Annotated in this window: 26 protein-coding genes, 1 tRNA gene and 1 pseudogene; 8 read left to right on the forward strand and 20 right to left on the reverse strand. The window is 64.1% G+C overall.

The features are described from left to right. Positions 1–96 precede the first annotated feature (96 nt). From nifE to LWW96_RS18135, 8 genes and pseudogenes are all read left to right on the forward strand, one after another. Complete coding sequence (gene nifE, locus LWW96_RS18100; RefSeq protein ID WP_291489253.1) at positions 97–1,602, forward strand: nitrogenase iron-molybdenum cofactor biosynthesis protein NifE; 1,506 nt, start codon at positions 97–99, stop codon at positions 1,600–1,602. A 12-nt stretch (positions 1,603–1,614) separates the two neighbouring features. After that, positions 1,615–3,015 (forward strand): nitrogenase iron-molybdenum cofactor biosynthesis protein NifN, encoded by a 1,401-nt coding sequence (gene nifN / locus LWW96_RS18105; protein ID WP_291489254.1) that lies wholly within the window; start codon positions 1,615–1,617, stop codon positions 3,013–3,015. Positions 3,016–3,039: 24 nt separating this feature from the next. Next, the gene (nifX, locus tag LWW96_RS18110) at positions 3,040–3,453 is read left to right on the forward strand and encodes a nitrogen fixation protein NifX (RefSeq protein ID WP_291489255.1); all 414 of its coding nucleotides are present in this window, start codon (positions 3,040–3,042) and stop codon (positions 3,451–3,453) included. Continuing rightward, positions 3,446–3,934 carry a NifX-associated nitrogen fixation protein gene (locus LWW96_RS18115; RefSeq protein ID WP_291489256.1) on the forward strand — a complete coding sequence of 163 codons (489 nt, stop codon included), beginning with the start codon at positions 3,446–3,448 and terminating at the stop codon, positions 3,932–3,934. Before nifX ends, LWW96_RS18115 begins: the two co-directional genes overlap by 8 nt. A gap of 15 nt (positions 3,935–3,949) precedes the next feature. Then, positions 3,950–4,141, forward strand: coding sequence for a CCE_0567 family metalloprotein (locus tag LWW96_RS18120; protein ID WP_291489257.1), 192 nt, complete (start codon positions 3,950–3,952; stop codon positions 4,139–4,141). Beyond that, positions 4,059–4,463, forward strand: a pseudogene (gene fdxB / locus LWW96_RS18125) (ferredoxin III, nif-specific); the annotation flags it as partial. The gene LWW96_RS18120 and the pseudogene fdxB, both read left to right, overlap by 83 nt. Positions 4,464–4,473: 10 nt before the next feature. Next, entirely contained in the window at positions 4,474–4,938 is a 465-nt protein-coding gene (locus tag LWW96_RS18130) for a nitrogen fixation protein NifQ (protein WP_291489259.1), read from the forward strand. A gap of 730 nt (positions 4,939–5,668) precedes the next feature. Next, positions 5,669–5,745, forward strand: a tRNA-Arg gene (locus tag LWW96_RS18135). Between the two features lie 59 nt (positions 5,746–5,804). On the opposite strand, the gene LWW96_RS18140 is transcribed toward LWW96_RS18135, so the two are convergent. From LWW96_RS18140 to LWW96_RS18235, 20 genes are all read right to left on the reverse strand, one after another. Beyond that, the gene (locus tag LWW96_RS18140) at positions 5,805–6,740 is read right to left on the reverse strand and encodes a tyrosine-type recombinase/integrase (RefSeq protein ID WP_366118372.1); all 936 of its coding nucleotides are present in this window, start codon (positions 6,738–6,740) and stop codon (positions 5,805–5,807) included. 128 nt (positions 6,741–6,868) lie between these two features. After that, complete coding sequence (locus tag LWW96_RS18145) at positions 6,869–7,264, reverse strand: hypothetical protein (protein WP_291489260.1); 396 nt, start codon at positions 7,262–7,264, stop codon at positions 6,869–6,871. Beyond that, complete coding sequence (locus LWW96_RS18150; RefSeq protein WP_291489261.1) at positions 7,261–8,190, reverse strand: phage Gp37/Gp68 family protein; 930 nt, start codon at positions 8,188–8,190, stop codon at positions 7,261–7,263. The genes LWW96_RS18145 and LWW96_RS18150 overlap by 4 nt, the downstream gene beginning before the upstream one ends. Further along, positions 8,187–8,579 (reverse strand): ASCH domain-containing protein, encoded by a 393-nt coding sequence (locus LWW96_RS18155; RefSeq protein WP_291489262.1) that lies wholly within the window; start codon positions 8,577–8,579, stop codon positions 8,187–8,189. Before LWW96_RS18155 ends, LWW96_RS18150 begins: the two co-directional genes overlap by 4 nt. After that, positions 8,576–9,100 carry a hypothetical protein gene (locus LWW96_RS18160; protein ID WP_291489263.1) on the reverse strand — a complete coding sequence of 175 codons (525 nt, stop codon included), beginning with the start codon at positions 9,098–9,100 and terminating at the stop codon, positions 8,576–8,578. Before LWW96_RS18160 ends, LWW96_RS18155 begins: the two co-directional genes overlap by 4 nt. Position 9,101: 1 nt before the next feature. Then, on the reverse strand, positions 9,102–9,434 hold the full coding sequence (locus LWW96_RS18165) for a hypothetical protein (RefSeq protein ID WP_291489264.1): 333 nt from the start codon (positions 9,432–9,434) through the stop codon (positions 9,102–9,104). Next, on the reverse strand, positions 9,431–10,129 hold the full coding sequence (locus LWW96_RS18170) for an HNH endonuclease (protein WP_291489265.1): 699 nt from the start codon (positions 10,127–10,129) through the stop codon (positions 9,431–9,433). Before LWW96_RS18170 ends, LWW96_RS18165 begins: the two co-directional genes overlap by 4 nt. Next, positions 10,126–10,638: a hypothetical protein gene (locus tag LWW96_RS18175; RefSeq protein ID WP_291489266.1), complete on the reverse strand. Its 513-nt coding sequence runs from the start codon at positions 10,636–10,638 to the stop codon at positions 10,126–10,128. The genes LWW96_RS18170 and LWW96_RS18175 overlap by 4 nt, the downstream gene beginning before the upstream one ends. Next, positions 10,638–11,117 (reverse strand): hypothetical protein, encoded by a 480-nt coding sequence (locus LWW96_RS18180; protein WP_291489267.1) that lies wholly within the window; start codon positions 11,115–11,117, stop codon positions 10,638–10,640. Before LWW96_RS18180 ends, LWW96_RS18175 begins: the two co-directional genes overlap by 1 nt. Then, positions 11,104–13,242: a ParB/RepB/Spo0J family partition protein gene (locus tag LWW96_RS18185; protein ID WP_291489268.1), complete on the reverse strand. Its 2,139-nt coding sequence runs from the start codon at positions 13,240–13,242 to the stop codon at positions 11,104–11,106. Before LWW96_RS18185 ends, LWW96_RS18180 begins: the two co-directional genes overlap by 14 nt. Before the next feature lie 3 nt (positions 13,243–13,245). Next, positions 13,246–13,452: a hypothetical protein gene (locus tag LWW96_RS18190; RefSeq protein WP_291489269.1), complete on the reverse strand. Its 207-nt coding sequence runs from the start codon at positions 13,450–13,452 to the stop codon at positions 13,246–13,248. 86 nt (positions 13,453–13,538) lie between these two features. Further along, entirely contained in the window at positions 13,539–14,165 is a 627-nt protein-coding gene (locus tag LWW96_RS18195; protein ID WP_291489270.1) for a dATP/dGTP pyrophosphohydrolase domain-containing protein, read from the reverse strand. Next, a complete protein-coding gene (locus tag LWW96_RS18200) occupies positions 14,162–14,479 on the reverse strand; it encodes a hypothetical protein (RefSeq protein ID WP_291489271.1) in 318 nt (105 codons plus the stop codon). Before LWW96_RS18200 ends, LWW96_RS18195 begins: the two co-directional genes overlap by 4 nt. After that, positions 14,476–14,625, reverse strand: a complete 150-nt coding sequence (locus LWW96_RS18205) for a hypothetical protein (RefSeq protein ID WP_291489272.1) — start codon at positions 14,623–14,625, stop codon at positions 14,476–14,478. Before LWW96_RS18205 ends, LWW96_RS18200 begins: the two co-directional genes overlap by 4 nt. A 3-nt stretch (positions 14,626–14,628) precedes the next feature. Continuing rightward, positions 14,629–14,784: a hypothetical protein gene (locus LWW96_RS18210; RefSeq protein WP_291489273.1), complete on the reverse strand. Its 156-nt coding sequence runs from the start codon at positions 14,782–14,784 to the stop codon at positions 14,629–14,631. After that, positions 14,781–15,041 carry a hypothetical protein gene (locus LWW96_RS18215; RefSeq protein ID WP_291489274.1) on the reverse strand — a complete coding sequence of 87 codons (261 nt, stop codon included), beginning with the start codon at positions 15,039–15,041 and terminating at the stop codon, positions 14,781–14,783. The genes LWW96_RS18210 and LWW96_RS18215 overlap by 4 nt, the downstream gene beginning before the upstream one ends. Next, positions 15,038–15,274 carry a hypothetical protein gene (locus LWW96_RS18220; RefSeq protein WP_291489275.1) on the reverse strand — a complete coding sequence of 79 codons (237 nt, stop codon included), beginning with the start codon at positions 15,272–15,274 and terminating at the stop codon, positions 15,038–15,040. Before LWW96_RS18220 ends, LWW96_RS18215 begins: the two co-directional genes overlap by 4 nt. Then, positions 15,268–15,879 carry a hypothetical protein gene (locus tag LWW96_RS18225; protein ID WP_291489276.1) on the reverse strand — a complete coding sequence of 204 codons (612 nt, stop codon included), beginning with the start codon at positions 15,877–15,879 and terminating at the stop codon, positions 15,268–15,270. Before LWW96_RS18225 ends, LWW96_RS18220 begins: the two co-directional genes overlap by 7 nt. After that, a complete protein-coding gene (locus LWW96_RS18230; RefSeq protein WP_291489277.1) occupies positions 15,876–16,319 on the reverse strand; it encodes a hypothetical protein in 444 nt (147 codons plus the stop codon). Before LWW96_RS18230 ends, LWW96_RS18225 begins: the two co-directional genes overlap by 4 nt. After that, on the reverse strand, positions 16,316–16,802 hold a 487-nt coding region (locus tag LWW96_RS18235), incomplete at its 5' end, for a hypothetical protein (RefSeq protein WP_291489278.1). The genes LWW96_RS18230 and LWW96_RS18235, both read right to left, overlap by 4 nt.

Raw genomic sequence — 16,802 nt, forward strand, 5'->3', positions numbered from 1 at the left:
TGCTCCAAACCCTTCACAAAAGCCCTCAAAAACCGCCCGAACGCCCTGGCATCAAACCTGCAGAGAGCCCCTCAACCACGTTGACAGGAGCTCGCCATGTCGGTATCGCTGAAGGCCAAGATCGCTGAGGTGTTCGAGGAGCCCGGGTGCGACATCAACCAGAGCAAGAGCGCGAAGGAACGCAAGAAGGGCTGCACCAAGCAGCTCTCGCCCGGCGCGGCGGCGGGCGGTTGTGCGTTTGACGGTGCCAAGATCGCGCTGCAGCCGGTGGCTGACGTGGCCCATCTGGTACACGGCCCCATCGCCTGCGAGGGCAACAGCTGGGACAACCGCCACAGCGCGTCATCGCACTCGCAGATCTACCGCACCGGCTTTACCACCGACATCAACGAACTCGACGTGATCTATGGTGGCGAGAAGCGCCTGTTCAAGTCGATCCGCGAAGTCATTGAGAAGTACGACCCGCCGGCGGTCTTCGTTTATCAGACCTGTGTCACCGCGCTGACCGGGGACGACATCGAGGCGGTGTGCAAGCGCGCAGCGGAGAAGTTTGGCAAGCCGGTGATCCCGGTCAATGCGCCGGGCTTCGCCGGCCCCAAGAACCTGGGCAACAAGCTGGGCGCGGAGGCCCTCCTGGACTACGTGATCGGCACCGTGGAGCCCGAGTTCACCACGCCGTATGACATCAACATCATCGGCGAGTACAACCTGGTCGGCGAGCTGTGGCAGGTCAAGCCGCTGCTGGACGCGCTGGGCATCCGCATCCTTTCCTGCATCAGTGGCGACGGCAAGTACAACGAGATCGCCTCGGCCCACCGTGCCAAGGTCAACATGATGGTCTGTAGCAAGTCGATGATCAACATCGCGACCAAGATGCAGCAGCGCTATGGCATCCCGTACTTCGAGGGCTCGTTCTACGGCATCGGAGACATGAGTGACACGCTGCGCCAGATTTCGGCCCTGCTGGTGCAGCAGGGTGCCGACGCGGAGTTGCTGGAGCGCACTGAGCGCCTCATTGAGGTGGAAGAGGCGCGCGCGTTCAAGCGCATCGCCAGCTACAGGGAACGCCTGGCCGGCAAGCGCGTGCTGCTGATCACCGGCGGTGTGAAGTCGTGGTCAGTGGTGGCTGCGCTGCAGGAAGGCGGCATGGAGATTGTCGGCACCAGCATCAAGAAGAGCACCAAGGAAGACAAGGAGAAGCTCAAGGAGATCCTGGGCGAGGGTGCTGACGCCCACATGATCGACGACATGACGCCGCGCGAGATGTACGCCCTGCTGCGCGACGCGCGCGCCGACATCATGCTCAGCGGCGGCCGCTCGCAGTTCGTGGCGCTGAAGGCCCGCATGCCCTGGCTGGACATCAACCAGGAACGCTATTACGCCTACGCCGGCTATGAGGGCATGGTGGAACTGGTGCACCAGATTGATCGCACGCTGTCCAACCCCGTCTGGCAAAGGGTCCGTATCGCTGCACCTTGGGGGGACGACGGGGAGACGCTGGGCGCATTTGCGCCCTCACCCGGCCCGGCCACTGCGACGGCGCACTTGGCCGCCGTGGCAGCCCACGCCATGGGGCTGGACGTCGAAGAAGTCCCTGTCTGACCGGAGCACGCCATGGCCACCGTCGTCGAATCGAAGAAAGCTTGCGCCGTCAATCCCCTCAAGATGAGCCAGCCGCTGGGCGCGAGTCTGGCGTTTCTGGGCCTGGACCGGTGCATGCCGGTGATGCACGGCTCCCAGGGTTGCACCTCGTTCGGGCTGGTGCTGCTGGTGCGGCACTTCAAGGAGGCCATCCCGCTGCAGACCACGGCCATGAACGAGGTGACCACCATCCTGGGCGGCTACGAGAACATCGAGGCGGCGCTGCTCAACATCCGCAAGCGCGCGGCGCCCCAGCTGATCGCGATCTGCTCGACCGGCCTGACCGAAACCAAGGGCGACGACGTGCACGGCTTCCTGGCGCTGGCGCGGCAGAAGCACCCGGAGCTGGCCGACACCGAAATCATCTACGTCTCGACACCCGACTACGTCGGTGCGTTTGAAGACGGCTTCAAGCACGCGATCACCGGCATCGTGAACTCGCTCGTGAAGCCGCTGCCGCCACAGCAGGGTCAGGTGACGCTGCTGCCGGGCAGCCACCTCAGCCCTGGCGACATCGACGAGCTGCGCGAAATCATCGAAGCCTTCGGCCTCAAGGCCATCGTGCTGCCCGACCTGTCGGGTTCCCTGGACGGCCATATCCCGCCCGACTGGCGTGGCACCACGCTGGGAGGTACCTCGCTCGACGAGATCCGCGCGGCCGGGGCGTCGTCCTGGACCATCGGTGTGGGCGAGCAGACCCGCGAAGGCGCCGAAGCGCTGCAAGCCATTAGTGGTGCGCCGTTCGAGATCTTCGAGCGCCTGACTGGCATCGAGGCCAACGACCGTTTGCTGATGCGCCTGTCGCAGCACAGCGGCCGGCCCGTGCCGGCCAAGTACCGGCGCCAGCGCAGCCAGTTGCTGGACGCGATGCTCGATGGTCACTTCTACACCGGCGGCATGGCGGTAGCCATCGGCGCCGAACCCGATCTGTTGCTGGCCATCGGTGCATTGCTGCACGAGATGGGCGCCGAACTGCGCTGCTGCGTCAGCACCACGCAGTCCGCATCGCACGCGCTATTGCCGGCCGAGACGGTGCTGCTCGGTGATCTGGAAGATCTGGAACAAGGCGCGACGGAGTGCGACCTGATTGTCACCCATGCGCACGGCCGGCAGGCTGCGCAGCGGCTGGGCAAGCCGCTGCTGCGGATGGGCTTTCCGGTGTTCGACCGGGTGGGCAACGCGCACCGTGTGCAGGTGGGCTACCGCGGCACCATGAACCTGGTGTTCGAGGTCGCCAACCTGATGATCAAGCAGATCCCGCACCACCACGAAGGCGACTGGCCTCTCGTTCCCGAGTCGCGCCGCGCCGCCGCATCCCGGTTCGCAGCCCCGCAGCCCCACCCCCCCAACCCGCTGGCCGAAGCCAGCGCCTGAACCATCCAGCACCAGGAGCCCGACATGAAGATAGCCTTCGCCACCCAGGACAAAGAAAACGTCAACGCGCATTTCGGCTGGGCCAAACACATCGTGGTGTACGAACTCAGTGCCGACGGCCACCGGCTGGTGCAGAGCTTCGACTTCGGCGACAAGCTGGAGGAGGATGGTGACGAGGACAAGCTGGCGCCCAAGCTGGCCGTCATCCATGACTGCGCCATCGTCTACGTCGCTGCCATCGGCGGCTCGGCCGCTGCGCGCGTGGTCGCCAGCAAGATTCACCCGATCAAGGTGCCCGAGCCGGAACCCATCGCCGAGATCCTGGGCAAGCTGCAGGACGTTCTCAAGGGCACACCCCCACCTTGGCTGCGCAAGGCCCTGCACAAGGACAGCGCCCCTTCCTTTGCCTTTGAAGAAGACGAGGTGACCCATGGTTGAAACCGCCAGCCCTGAAACCGATGCACCCACCGACGAGGCCATGCTGGCTACGCCGTTCGTGCAGCAGCTGGTCAAGCAGATGCGCGCACAGGACACCCATGGCCAGTGGGAGGGCAAGAGCGATTTGAAGATCCTCAAGCCCTTCATCCTCACGCCCGAGGAGCGACGCGCGATCCCCATCATGGGCGACCCGGACCCCGAGACGTTGTGGCACCTGGAGATTTTCTACAACGCCATCGCCGTGGCCATAGAGCGCGAAACCGGCCAGATGGTTTCACCCATGATGAAGATGAGCCATGAGGGCTTTGGCCGCATGGTGCTGCTCGCCGGGCGCCTGGTCGTGGTCAACAAGCAGTTGCGTGACGTGCACCGCTTCGGCTTCCCCTCGCTGGCCAAGCTGGCCGAAGCGGGCGGCAAGTTTTTCGACGAAGCTGTGACCATGATCCGCACCTACCCCGATGTGGCGAACTACGGTGCCTGACCCCCGGAGAACCCCATGAGCGAAACCGCCGACGAACTCAAGCAACGCCTCAAGAAGCTCAATGCCCAGGCCACGCAGGCCAAGATGGATTTGCACGACCTGTCTGAAGAGCTGCCCACGAACTGGGAAAACATTCTCCCGGTGGCGCAACGTTGCCACGACGCCCACGCCGCCCTGGCCGCCGCCCGCAAGGCCGCAGCCGCTTGACCCGGAGCACGGCATGAACACCGCTTTTTCCGTCACCCTGCCCAGCGGCGCCACCTGGACGCCAGCTTTCGTCGCCAAGCTCGACGAGGAGAAATGCATCGGCTGCGGCCGCTGTTTCAAGGTCTGCCCGCGTGGGGTGCTTGAGCTAGTTGGCCTGAACGACGAGGGCGAGCGCATCACGGTCGACCTGGATGGGGATGACGACGATGAGTACGAAAAAAAGGTCATGACGATTGCACACCGGGAGCTGTGCATTGGCTGCACTGCGTGCTCGCGCATCTGCCCCAAAAAGTGCTACACCCATGCGCCGGCGGATGCCTGAGGACCCGTCCGTGGTTCCAGCCGCCTTTCCGCATCTCGACTGGGCCGCGTTGGCGGTGCGCATGCGCGCCCGCAGCGACGAGATCGACAGCCTGATGGCGCTGTTGATCGCTCATGCCGACTTTTCGGCGGGATCCAAGGCAGAGATTTACCACGCGGCTTGGCTTGTTTCGTGCGCGAGTCTGGGCGATGGGCATCTTTGGCAGGACATGGGACTGCCCTCTCGCGATGCGCTCAGTGCGTTCATCCGCCAGTGGTTTCCCTCGTTGTCCGCGCTCAACGCGAATCACATGAAGTGGAAGAAATTTCTCTACAGGCAGCTGTGCCTGCAAGAGGGGGTCCTCATCTGCAGATCGCCGAGCTGTGCGGATTGTGCGGATCACGGCGAGTGTTTCGGCTCCGAAGATCCCTACAGGCCGCGTGGCAAGGCGGCGGGAGCGAGCGATTGGGCTTCTGCCGCTGCACGGGTGGCATGACTGGGCCGATCGCTTGTGTGCGCTCGTAGAGCGCTCTCGGTGTTCAAGGCCACAGGCTTCGCTCGGCCTATCGCGGCACTCGCGTGCAATAATCAAGGGCTGTGGGCCGTTAGCTCAGTTGGTTAGAGCAGAGGACTTAATGGGTGACTTCCTAAATCCGGGCGACCAGCGCTCGGGCAGGGAACGATCCGTTTGGGTTGCTCAAGGCAAGTTCACTCTGCCTTGAAGTAGAACTTCTCAAATTCGGTGAACGCTAAAGCGTGCGCGCTATGCCAACGCCGAGCGAAGCTCCCGAAAGGGAGAACGTGTAGAGACTCGACGGGAAGGCCGAAAGGCAAGACAGAGTCCAGACCACGAACCGGAAACGGGCGGCGAAAGCCGAAGTGGTACGCATAATCCTTTGGTCGTTGGTTCAAGTCCAACACGGCCTACCACTTTGTTGGCAGTGGCGCTGGCAACCTGCCCGCGCCAGCCGCTGGCTGGCGTGCAGCCAGTCGCGGGTCCTTCGAGCTCTCGTCCCTTCCTTCGAGCGCCCCTCCCAGGCCGTGAGGGAGCCCGTGATTTTTCTGCTTGAAACTTGGTGCTTTCGCTTTTGGAGCGCTCGAAGTGCATTACAATCCTGGCTTGCGTTGAGTTGATCGTTTGTTGAGCCGGTACCTCCGGGTGCTTGAACAAACTATCAGGAATGATTTCAAGTTGAGCAAGAAATCATGCTATAATTCAAAGCTTAGCGGCTGTAGCTCAGCTGGATAGAGTACTTGGCTACGAACCAAGGGGTCGTGGGTTCGATTCCTGCCAGCCGCACCAATAGGTAAGCCCTGCAAGTCTATGATTTGCAGGGCTTTTTCCTTTGTGGGTCGCGTTCGTCACGCTACCCGCTCCAGTGCCCTTGTGGGGACTTTTGGGGGACTTGCTTCCCCGGCCTTGCGCGCCTGGTGCTCCGCGCGCAGTGTGGCCAGCGACTTGTTCCATGCTCCGCTGTCGGCCGTGATCTTCTCCAGCGCCCCGTGCAGCTCCACGATCTGCGCCGTGCTGTAGTGCTGGGTCATGCTCCGGGTGCTGTGCCACAGCACATCCGCCACAGTGCTCTCGGGCACTCCGGCCTCGCGCAGGCGCATGCCCACGGTGTGGCGCAGGTCGTGCACGTGCAGATCGCCCAGGCCGGCGCGCTCCCGCGCGTTTTGCCAGCCCGTGTTGTTCATGGTCTGGATGCGGCGGTATTTCATCAGCGGGGCCTTGTCGGTGTTCGTTTTGCGCTCGCGGCGGTAGACAAACACGAAGCGCGGGTGCTGGCCCCGTGCGGCCTCGATCACCGATTGGGCGACCGAGTTGCACACGACCAGGCGACCGCGCTTCTTGCCCTTGACGTGCTCGCGCGGCACATCGAACACGGAAATGCCCAGCTCGGGGATCTGGATCTCCCAATCCCATTCCAGGCTGCAGACCACATCGTCGCGCACTCCGGTGTTCAGGACGAACAGGGCCATGCGCGCGAGGTGATCTGGCAGCAGGGGCAGCAGCTTGCGCTGCTGGCCCCAACTGATGGGGAATGGTTCGCGTTGGTGGCCCACCAGGGGCAGCGTGGTGATCTTGGGCGCGGCGTCGAGCCACGTCCGGCCATCTTGATCGCGCCAGACCGTGGCTGCCAGATTGAGAATCCGGCGCACCACGCCCAAGGCGAGGTTGATGGTCTTGTTGGCGCGGCCTTCCTTCTTGCGCGCAGCGACATACGGCGCCAGGGTGGCGTCGTGGATCTGCGGCAGTTCCAGGCGACCGATGAAAGGCATGACCGATTCGAGCATGTAGGCCTCGGTTTCGAGCGAGGCTTTGTCCTGGTGGGTCAGCAGGTAGTGGGCCGCCACGCTATCGAAGATGCGCGCCTGGCGGACTCCATGGAGCACCACCTCGCGCTTGTCGGCCAGCTGCTTGATCAGCCAGCGTTCCGCCTCTTCATAACTAACGAGACCGCGCTGGCGAAATCGCTCACCGCGCCACCACTTGTCGACTTCCCAGGTGTTGTTGCTTTTGTTGGGGTAGATACCCCGCGTGCTTTGGCCCATGTGTTCCTTCCTTTCTCTTGACTGGGCCGTCCGTTCCTGGCCGCATTGTGCGCGCTGTCGTTGGCCGCGTCTTGTTCCTCGGGTTGCTGCTCGCCTGCCGCCTCGGCCTTGATGGCGTCGAACAGCTTGTCCAGATCCTGCCGGTCGTAGATGAGGCACACGCCTTGGTGTATGCCGGTGAGGCGGGGCGCCCAGTTGGCCTCCCAGGTGCGGCGCTTGACGCCGACGTAGGCCATGGCTTCTTGTTGGGTGAGGCCGCGCTTCATAGTGGGAACCCGTCCCAGGTGCGGCCGTCCAGCAGGCGGCCTGCGGCTTTCTTGCCGATTCGCACCATTGCCTTGCCATGGAGGAACGTCTGCACCAAGCTGTTGCGCTCGGCCTCGTTGCGGCTGTTCCACCACGCGCTCGGCGTGTGCTCGAAGTCGGTCCACTCTCCCCATTGCTTGAACAAGAAGGGCACGCCGGCCGCATTGCACTGGTCCCGCAGGCTGCGCGGCCAGTCGGGATGCATCGGCCGCGCGCCGGGGCCGCTCTCGCCGCCGACGATGACCCAGTGAATCCCAGCGCCGGCCGCCGTGGTGATGTGCGTACACCAGCCGTCCATGTCCTGGCGGTCGTCCTCACGCGCAGGGCGCTGCAGGCGCGGATCCACCGAACCCAGTAGCGGCTCCATGCTCAGGAACCGCACGCGCGCGGGCACCTCCAGCAGCTTAGGGATGTCGCGGTCGGCATCGGCCTGGTTCACGATGGTGGCGCCCAGCCATACCCGACTGCCGATCATTTCAAACATCAGACTGTCGCCGGAGCACATGGGCATGACGTTGCCAATGCGCTTTGTGAGAATGAGCCAGTCGAGATTAGGGGTGTCTGCGATCAGCTCGAACAGATCCATGCGCCACTGCATCGGTACCGCGTTGTCGAAAACATCGGCCAGCGAAGCGCAGAACACTCGCTGGCGGCGGCCGTGCTGGGCCATGAATGCGTCTGCCTGGGCATTCCAGCGCAGAGGGATCTTCCAGTTGGCTGGCTTGGTGCGAACGCGCTCGGCGCCCGGGCTCCACGAGGCCACGCCCATGCGCTTGTCCATGAGGTTTTCGGCGTAGCAGTGATCGCATCCAGGCGAGATCTTGGTACATCCGATCCAGGGGTTAAAGGTGTGGTCGCACCACTCGATCTTGGTGTTTTCGCTCATGGTGTGACCGTCTCCTTCGGCACGTTGAAGAACCCCAAGCGCCCCTTGAACGGCACAAAGGGAATAGGGCTGCTGTCGCGCAGCACGAAGCCATGGGAGCCGTCTTGCTTCCAGGGCGAAGGGTGGTCCTGGCGGCAGTCGATGACGTGCGTCCAGCCCACGAAGCCGCCGCGGGGCATGTCTTCGTATGCGGGCACGCCGGCCGGCAAAAGGCCCATGCGCAGCAGCTCTTCGCAGGTGTCGTCGTAGTAGCGGCGGGCCATGGTCTGGCCCGCGTGCACTAGCAGGCGGCCCCGGAAGTTGGTGGGCCAATCGCGGTTCTCGATGTCTTTGTGGCCGTTGACGATGAGCCAGGCCCACGGCTGGCGAATGCTGAGGGCGGGGGTCATTCAAAATCCTCCGCGCTTGCAAACGCTTGCCACATACGCATTGACGCGAGTCGAGCGATCTCGATCAGAGACTCATGGCTGAGTTTGTCGGCGCCGGTGTTGGGCTGCGCATGGCGCACCACATCAACGATGACGGGTAGACTGTCGGCGTACCGGCTGTTTGCTACGGCTCCAAGCTCTGTGTAGCGTGGAGGGTTTTCTGTGAGTAGCAGCACACCTGATTGCTTGGATGGAAGTGTGTCCAGCAACTCTCGTTTCCACAGCAGCTTAGGTACCGCGTAGTAATGCTTCCAGACATGCGATGGCCACTTGCAGCTAGACGCCCATTTGCCTTTGAGCGCGTCTCGCACCATGTCCTGACGCGCCACCTTGATTTCCACGTCGATTAGATACAGATCGGGAGTGACCACCAGTAGGTCACTCTCGAAGCCGGGCCAAGTGGAGTTGGGTAGCAGCACCAAGTTTTGATGGAACACCGTCTTTGCCAAAGAGCGGCCAATTTTTGCTTCGCTCCAGATCACGTCAGTCTCCCATTGAGTGGCGCCGAACGCCCGTAATTCCTGGCGGAAAGGGGTTGTTCGCGCTCGGGGTAATAGTCGTCGTGGTCGAACCAGTTGTGATCTGTGCAGGCTCTTCGAGGAAGCCGGCGCGTGTCTGGTTGGTGGCGCGCAGGTAGTCGACTTCAACTTTTGCCGTATCGACCAGCACGGAGGCGACCTCCGCGATGGCTCGGGCTCTGTGTGGATCCATCGGATTTTCGCGGCTGCGCAGGTCTGAGAGGGTATCTAGCAAGTGCTTACGCAGCTGGCTGATGTGGGGGTCCGCGTTCGTGTTTGTGACGGTGCTCATGCTCATGCTGATGCTCCTTGCGCCCGTTCCAGGGCCTCGCGATTGATACGGTTGACCTGGCGGGTGATGGCACCCTTGAGTTGCACCAGGCGGCCAAGCTCAGGGCTCTTTGTGCGTGGGTGATTGCGGCGTGCGTTCTCAGCCATGCTGATGCACTCGACACGGTCTAGCGTGATCTCTTCGAGAACGGTAGTTCGCATTCCGGGCTTGAAAACTACGATGTGCTTGGCTGGCAGTGGGCCGTACTCTCCTACCCAAACCAACTCAGCAACACAGCGCCAGCGCTTGCTTTTGCTGCCAGAAGCCTCGCCGATCTTGCGCTGCAGGTGCCCGTCTCTGTTGATGCGGTAGCTGCCTACGGGCAATGTGGTGTGAGGCTTGCTGCCTGGTTTGAACTGTGTGGAGCGGGTGTTTGCGTGCGTGCCTGTGCTGCCTTTTACGCCTTTGTTCCAGGGTGTCATGCCCTTCTGGAAGCGCGTGGCAACGTTGTTGGCCGCACGCAGCTGGCCTTGGGCGGCCCTGAACTCAGCTGACTTTTTGAGGCCCAGCGCGAAAGCCTTGTTGTACACAGAGCTGACAGGGCGGCCCACCTCCCTTGCGATGGTTTCGGCCTGTACGTCTGAATACAGCTTGCGCAGCATAGATACCTGCTGATCTGTCCACTCAGACCGCGCACGCGCCACTTTTTTACCGCGGCTCATAGTGCGCACTCCATACCCAGATCGGACGGTGCTGCGTTCACCAGCTCGCCGCCGCCCTGGCTTTGCATGTGGGCGATGACGCGCTTGGTCGCGGTGTGCAACTCTGCGGCGGACAGCTGGCGCAGCTGGTGGTCGTGCAGGTCCACCATGCAGGTGATGGCGTCCAGCTCGTAGTAGTGCAGCGGGGTTGGGCACCACTCGCCTGTTTCGCTGTTGCGATCCAGCACGGACTTGATGGCGACCAGCGCGGCCTCGATGTGGCCGGCCATGCCGCGCACGTAGCCCAGGCGCTCGATCTCGAGCGCGATGAGCATGGTGGTGCGCAGGGTTTGCACCTGCAGCTCGGTGGCGACGCCCTCACGCACGCGGGTGGCGCAGTGGTGGACGGCAGCCATGGTCTCGCGGATCTCGGCCTCGGTGAGGCGGGTGGCGCGCTGCAGGGCTTTGTGCATGGGGTTGACCGGCACGGCCTGGCGGCGCTGGGGGATGCGGTAGCGGGGGAGACCCATCACGCACCTCCTTTCAGAGTTGCACGGTCGTATGCAGCTTCTAGTTTTTTGACTACCGCGCCCGGGCTATCTGATGCGAGGATGCCTGCTGCATTGACTAGATCGGTGGGCCGAAGGCCCCTCGCCACCGATGGTGGCTGGTGTTCGATCGCGGCTTGAACGATGGTCGTTAGCTCGGCGCGGAATTCCGTGCCGGTTAGGGTGTGTTGGTTCGAGAGCAGACGCCTCAGAAGATACAGTGTGTCAGCGCTCGGAGGTGACGATGGTGCGCGCCGATTCCAGCGTTCGGTGACCTCGGCTTGGGTGCCGCCGATCAATCCGCTGTTACACGCGCAATTGCCCTCAATGACGTAGCTGCCAGAGTGGTCGGGGATGCCAAGGGCTTTGAGTGGCCCTGAGTGCGTGTGCGCTTCTATAGCGTACCCGGTGGCGCTGGCGCCGCAGAAGGGACAGGGCAGGAGCGTGTCATTCTTCGACATCAGCGGCCTCCAGTTCGGTGTAGTCGGCGATCAAGTCATTGGCTCCCGGGAGATCGGGCACGTTGAGCATCCAGGCGCGGTCTCCAGCCTTGCTGGTGATGACGCCCTTGGCGCCCTTGGTGAGCATCAGCTTGCCCTTGGCGTTCTTGAGGTCGATGCGTACGCGCACGTCCTGGCCGGGCTCGAAGTTGTTGCTGGCGGGCGGTTGGGCTGCGGTCATTGCTTGGGCGATGCCCGCCATCACCTCGGCCTGGCTGGTCTTGCCGGTGCCGTCTACTGCGCCCTTGCCTTTGGCCTTGGGCTTGAGGGCGGGTTTGGCCTTGTCGGCGGGTGCTGCTGTCTCGGCGTCGGCCTCGGCTGCGCGCTCGACGGCTTCGGCGTTCATGGCCTGCTGCACCTCGCGCTTGATCGCGCCAATATCGACCTTAGCGATGGGTGCAACAGACTCCAGGTGCAGCGCTTCATCGGCTGGGCGGTTGTACAGGCGCCCCCAGTCGAATGCGGCGGCCAGCATGAGCAGCACCATGTTCTGCAGTCGGGGGGCACCCTGTGCGGCGCTGCGCACAGCGGCTTCCAGCGCATCGTCGTCGAAGTGCGCGGGCAGCTGGAAGATGGCGCGCAGGGCGGAGTCGTCTGTCTCGCGTGCCAGGGTGAGGATCACGCGGTAGGCGGCCTGCTCAGGCAGGTGGTCCAAGGATTCGGGCTCCGCATCCACCCGCAGGCCCTCGATAGTGGCGCGCACGGCGGCGCTGCGCCAGCGCTGCTGGTATTCATCCTCCAGCTCTTCCTTGGTGCGCGTGGGGGTCTTTTTCTCGGGCTTGCCTGCGGCCCCTTTGGCCTGCAGGGCCTCGCCAGCAGCGCGCACGGGTACGGCTTCCACCACCCCGCCCGTGGGCGTCTCGATCAGCACCACTTTGCCCTGGGGAACTTCCTGGCCCAGCACCTCGCGCATGGGCTCTGTGCTGCCCTTCTTGGGCTTGTCCAGCAGGATGTAGCCCTTGGGCGTGGCGCCCTCGGTGGGCATCAGTTCGCGCGCCTCGCGGCCGGTGATGATCTGGCGGCCTTTGGCGTGGGCATCGGCCTTCAGGGCTTCGTAGTGCGCCTCTTTCTTGTCTGCAAAGCAGGCGGTGTCTGTACAGACGTCTGTACCCGCCTTGTCCCACAGCTCGGGGTTGTTGCCAGTGCGCTTGGGGCACTGGGTGCAGGCGCCTACCTTGGGTAGCAGCTGGGCGTTGTCGAGCGCGAAGGGCGCGCGCGTCAGGTCCGTCATGTAGTTGCGCTGGGCCAGGTCCTTGGCGCTGCGGTAGCTCATGGGGCCGCCCTCGGGGCCGCCTGTGAGCACCTTTTTGGTGAACTCGACCTGCAGGGCTGGCGTGGGGCGCTGGGCCACCAGCAGTGCGATGCTGCGCTTGAGCGTGCCGGCCTTGATGGCGGCCGTGGCCTCGGGGCACAGGTTGAGCAGGCGCAGGCTCTCGAACACGTGGCTGCGGCTCTTCTTGAGCGCGTCTGCCACGGCGTCGCGGGTCAGCTCGAAATCCTCCACCAGCAGCTGGATGCCGTGCGCTTCGTCCAGGGGGTTGAGGTCTTCGCGGTGCAGGTTCTCGATGAGCTGCATCACGACTGCCGTGGTGTTGTCGGCGTCCTTCATGAGCACAGGAACCTGGCGCAGGCCTGCGATGCGTGCGGCGGCAAAGCGACGTTCGCCCGCAATGATTTCGTGTGTGGCGTGGCGTGTGGCTTCGTTCTCAAACGTGTCCTGCAGGCGCTCGGCGGGCAGGCGGCGCACCAGCAGCGGCTGCAGCACGCCGTAGAGCTTCATGGTGGCGGCCATCTCCATCAGGGCGTCGTCTTCGACGATCTGCCGGTTGGTTTTGCTGCGCGCCAGTGCGCTGAGCGGGAGGGTGCTCTCGCTGGGCGCGGTTTCAATCGCGTCAAGCACGACGAAATCGGCCATGGGCAGGTTGATCAGCACGTCGCCGCACTGCAGCTGGTACTGGCGCCCGCCGGGGGTTTTGCCGATGATTTGTGCGCGCATGCCGGCGTGCGGGTGTGGCGCGCCCTTTAGGGTGGTGGCGTCTTGCTTGACGCGGGCCTCGCGGCCGATGAGTGGGTCTTTGGTGGCCATGGGTTAGGCGGGCTGTGGGTTGCGGAAGCTGGTGCGGCTGGGCAGAAGGTAGGCGTCTGTCGAGCCCGCACGGTAGGGGGCGGTGCGCAGCTCGGGGCAGGTGTATGGATCGCCGCCGCGCACGGTGCTGTTGCGCACGGGCGCGTCTGCGCTGGCTATCTCCAGGCGCTCGCTCTTGCGGCGCGCAGCAATCTCGGCTGCCGTAGGCACCGGGCTTTGAAAAGGTGCGCGGTGGCCTTTGTCGGAGACTGCGCCTGTCTGGATCGGTTGCAAGCCGGCTTGGCGTTTGCGAGCGGTCATACGGCCTCGCTTTCATGCCGAACGTGCTCAATGGCCTTGCCGGGTGCGGCTGTTCGCCAATCGGGCCATGTGCGCGCTTCGTTCTTGGCCTGCTTTGCGGCGATAGCGTCTGCAATTTGAGCGGGCGTGTTGCCGGCGCGCCATGCGCCATCCAACGCCAGCAGCACCACATCTACCCATTCGGACAGTGCGCCCCCGCTTTGCTCGACCTCGATCAGTTCCTTGCGGAGGTGATCGAGAACGCCCTGAAGTCGATTCCCGGGGCCGAAGGTGCGCAGGCTGAAAGCGGCCTGACGACGGAGGTGGCTCACCAGGTCAAACTGGAGCGGCAGGTGCAAAACCTTCATGCCGAGGCGGTGCGCCACGTGCAGCTCCAGGTGCGCACCTTTGCTGCCCTCCCAACCGGGCATGAGGGCGATGCCGTCGCAGGTGCATAGTTCGCGCAGGTCATTGCGGAGACACAGCTCCCATGTTCCGGCTTCCTCGATCTCGGCAGGGTTCACTACCTCATAGCCCTGACTGCGAAGAGCCGTTGCCCATTCGTGAAAGGCGGGGAAGTTGTTGTCTGCGATACCGGACATGGGGCCGCTCAGATAGAGGCGTTTTGGGGTGGTGGCGTTCACGCGAGATCCTTTCGGGTAGAAGCTGTTTCGTAGGGAAGGCTGATGTGCGCGGCCTCGCAGTCGAGGCGGCTGGAGCGGAAGCGGGGATTGGTGGCGTCCAGCTCGGCTACCTGGCCCACGAGGCGGCGGGCGAGGTTGCTGGCGGCGTAGTGGCTGGCGGCGCTGGAGTCGGGGTAGGCGTGGCTGGCACGCACCTCTTGGCCGCTGGCCTTGTCTTGCATGCGCACCACCAGCAGGGGCACGCCCTGCGTGGTGGTGCGCTTTTCGCAGCTGCTGACCACGCCGCGCACGCGCAGGTGCATGCCCGCGGTCATGGCTTGCTCCGAGCGTTGCGTTGCTGCCGGCGCAGTTGGTGCAGGCGCACGTCCGCGCGGGCAAGGGCCGCTGCCACTGCGTGGCGGCAGTCCACGCCGGGCAGGGCGCGCAGGTAGTAGGCGGCGAAGAGGAGGCGGTGCCACATGCCTTAGCCCTCCAACGACTGCGCCAGCAGGCCGGCGATGTGTGGCGCGGCGAGCAGCAAGGCTGCCAGTACCGCCAGGGCGGCCACACGCAACCGGGCGCAGCGCAGCGCGCGGCGGCTGTGGTGCGGCCCGTCGATGGTGATGGGCGGGCGGCTCATGGCGTGGCTCCGTCGTTCGCCTCGTATGCCGAGTGAACGATGCGATCAGAAAGAGGCGTTCCAAGGACCTCGGTCAAGCATCTGCGAAGCTGGTCGGTTTGGGCTGGACTTAGAACGCGAATCCTGATGCCGTCGGGAAACACCTGCCCGAACAGGCTCCCGCCTTCCAGAAGGTGCTTGTGCTGCAGATCCTGAATGAGCTGCCGTTGTTGCAGCGTGGTGACCATCGTCTTGGTCGATTCGTGGGGTTGCTTCATCGCGGCGACCTCACGACGACAGAGCGGGCCATGGGCGCGCGCATGAAGGCGTGCTGCATCGCGGCCTGCTGGGTGGTGGCCTGGTGGTCTTCGTAGCGCTTGCCGTCGATCTTGACGGCGAAGAAGCGGCGGTCGCCCTGGCCGGTGGTTGGTGGGATTGCATGCACGTGGCCTGTGCAGTGCACCAGCGTGAGGGTGCGGCCGTCGCGGGTGGTGAGGTGGCTGGTTACCATGGGAGCGCCTCCCCGGCAAAGCCGCGTTCGTACTGGTGCTTGGCTTGCACCTGCACCATGTCTTCGGGCCAGTTGGGCTGGTTGAGACGGATCTTTGTCTGGAGGCCCTCGATGCCCGGGCGTCGAACTGGGAGGTAGTCCGTCAGGTCGATGACGCGGTCGCCTTGCATGTAGTGCGGCGGAGTGCCCCCCGGCAGCGTCTTGTTGTCCTCGATCATGAGTACCGTCAGGCCGGGGTAGTGGTCGGCTATGCGCTCGGAATTGGCGCTGTACCCGCGCTGGAAGGCGTACGAATCCATCCAGACGCCAAGACCGCCCAGTTTGTGGATCGCCGCGATACAGGCTTCGGCATATCGCGTCTTGCCGCAGCCCTGGGGGCCGATGAGGTGCCATACCACGTAGGTTGCGGGCTTGCGCAGGCCGAAGACGGCAAGGCCCGCCTCTGTCGGCTTCAGGTCTGGATCTAGCAATCCGCGCGATTCCAGGGCGCGGCGGGTGGCGGCATGCTTGAGGGCGCCACCTGCCAAACCTTTCGTGCTGGGTTGGCCGCTGATCACATTGCGCAGCATGTTGCGCATAGCGGGGGAGAGGCGCGGGTGGCTCATGATGGGCGCACCTCCACCAGCGTGCCGAAGTCATCGGGGACGTAGTAGCGCGTATCGCTGTACCACTTGTCGAGCCCCAGCGCGGCTTTACGCGTTTCGCACCCCCACCAATAGGGCGCACTAGCACCCGAGTGCTGACGCTCCAAGTAGTAGTGGGCAGAGCGATACGCGTTTTCCTCCCCGAACCAGCGCACGGGAGACGAGACGGGAGGCAGAAGCAGAACCGCTTGCGGGTCGATCTCCACCTCCAGAACGTGCGGCCACGCCTCAAACTTGAGTGAGGCTTCGTGCTGCTGGCGCAGTTCTTCAAGGTTGAGCCCGTTCGCGGCGGCAGCTTCCTCGGTCAGCAGTTCATATGTGCGACTGCCTGACCCAATCAGCCATGCGAGACGGGCATCGCGCTGCATCTGGCGCAGGATGTGGTGGACGGCGGCGCTCATGCTGCACTGCCTTTCCAGGCCAGGCGCCCGCAGATCAGCGCCTGCGACAGCGCTACTTCCAGCCGCGCACGCACGCGCGGCGTGCAGAAGAAGTCGACTTCGTGCAGGGGCACGTGCTTGGTGCCCTCGCTACCGCCCCATTCGCACTCGAACAGCGCGGTGTCGTCGTCGGCGTCGCCTTGAGCGATCAGCTGGCTGGCCTCGGCGACGTTGTAAATGAAGCCGCGATCACACCACCCCGTGGTGTCGATGTTCCAGGCTAGGGCCAGCAGGGCCTCCAGGCGCGAACCTGGCTGAGCGGCGGTGGGGCAGTCGAAGAACACCCAGCGCTCTTGCAGCGGCCGGTCGCGCTCGCACATCGATTCGGGCAGCGAAACGATGGCGCGGAACAGGCGGCCGTGGGCTTGGTAGTGGGCGGGGTGAGGACGGGTCCGGGGTGGCCGGGGCGATGCGGCCTGATCTAGACTGGGCCGATGACCGTTG

The organism is Acidovorax sp. (assembly GCF_021287135.1).
Lineage (GTDB): Bacteria > Pseudomonadota > Gammaproteobacteria > Burkholderiales > Burkholderiaceae_C > Acidovorax.

Bases quoted from the DNA above. Each gene is read 5' to 3' on its own strand.
- nifE (WP_291489253.1), top strand. From the start codon at position 97: ATGTCGGTATCGCTGAAGGCCAAGATCGCTGAGGTGTTCGAGGAGCCC.
- nifN (WP_291489254.1), top strand. From the start codon at position 1,615: ATGGCCACCGTCGTCGAATCGAAGAAAGCTTGCGCCGTCAATCCCCTC.
- nifX (WP_291489255.1), top strand. From the start codon at position 3,040: ATGAAGATAGCCTTCGCCACCCAGGACAAAGAAAACGTCAACGCGCAT.
- LWW96_RS18115 (WP_291489256.1), top strand. From the start codon at position 3,446: ATGGTTGAAACCGCCAGCCCTGAAACCGATGCACCCACCGACGAGGCC.
- LWW96_RS18120 (WP_291489257.1), top strand. From the start codon at position 3,950: ATGAGCGAAACCGCCGACGAACTCAAGCAACGCCTCAAGAAGCTCAAT.
- LWW96_RS18140 (WP_366118372.1), bottom strand. From the start codon at position 6,740: ATGCTCGAATCGGTCATGCCTTTCATCGGTCGCCTGGAACTGCCGCAG.
- LWW96_RS18145 (WP_291489260.1), bottom strand. From the start codon at position 7,264: ATGAAGCGCGGCCTCACCCAACAAGAAGCCATGGCCTACGTCGGCGTC.
- LWW96_RS18150 (WP_291489261.1), bottom strand. From the start codon at position 8,190: ATGAGCGAAAACACCAAGATCGAGTGGTGCGACCACACCTTTAACCCC.
- LWW96_RS18155 (WP_291489262.1), bottom strand. From the start codon at position 8,579: ATGACCCCCGCCCTCAGCATTCGCCAGCCGTGGGCCTGGCTCATCGTC.
- LWW96_RS18165 (WP_291489264.1), bottom strand. From the start codon at position 9,434: ATGAGCATGAGCACCGTCACAAACACGAACGCGGACCCCCACATCAGC.
- LWW96_RS18170 (WP_291489265.1), bottom strand. From the start codon at position 10,129: ATGAGCCGCGGTAAAAAAGTGGCGCGTGCGCGGTCTGAGTGGACAGAT.
- LWW96_RS18175 (WP_291489266.1), bottom strand. From the start codon at position 10,638: ATGGGTCTCCCCCGCTACCGCATCCCCCAGCGCCGCCAGGCCGTGCCG.
- LWW96_RS18180 (WP_291489267.1), bottom strand. From the start codon at position 11,117: ATGTCGAAGAATGACACGCTCCTGCCCTGTCCCTTCTGCGGCGCCAGC.
- LWW96_RS18185 (WP_291489268.1), bottom strand. From the start codon at position 13,242: ATGGCCACCAAAGACCCACTCATCGGCCGCGAGGCCCGCGTCAAGCAA.
- LWW96_RS18200 (WP_291489271.1), bottom strand. From the start codon at position 14,479: ATGACCGCGGGCATGCACCTGCGCGTGCGCGGCGTGGTCAGCAGCTGC.
- LWW96_RS18205 (WP_291489272.1), bottom strand. From the start codon at position 14,625: ATGTGGCACCGCCTCCTCTTCGCCGCCTACTACCTGCGCGCCCTGCCC.
- LWW96_RS18210 (WP_291489273.1), bottom strand. From the start codon at position 14,784: ATGAGCCGCCCGCCCATCACCATCGACGGGCCGCACCACAGCCGCCGC.
- LWW96_RS18215 (WP_291489274.1), bottom strand. From the start codon at position 15,041: ATGAAGCAACCCCACGAATCGACCAAGACGATGGTCACCACGCTGCAA.
- LWW96_RS18220 (WP_291489275.1), bottom strand. From the start codon at position 15,274: ATGGTAACCAGCCACCTCACCACCCGCGACGGCCGCACCCTCACGCTG.
- LWW96_RS18225 (WP_291489276.1), bottom strand. From the start codon at position 15,879: ATGAGCCACCCGCGCCTCTCCCCCGCTATGCGCAACATGCTGCGCAAT.
- LWW96_RS18230 (WP_291489277.1), bottom strand. From the start codon at position 16,319: ATGAGCGCCGCCGTCCACCACATCCTGCGCCAGATGCAGCGCGATGCC.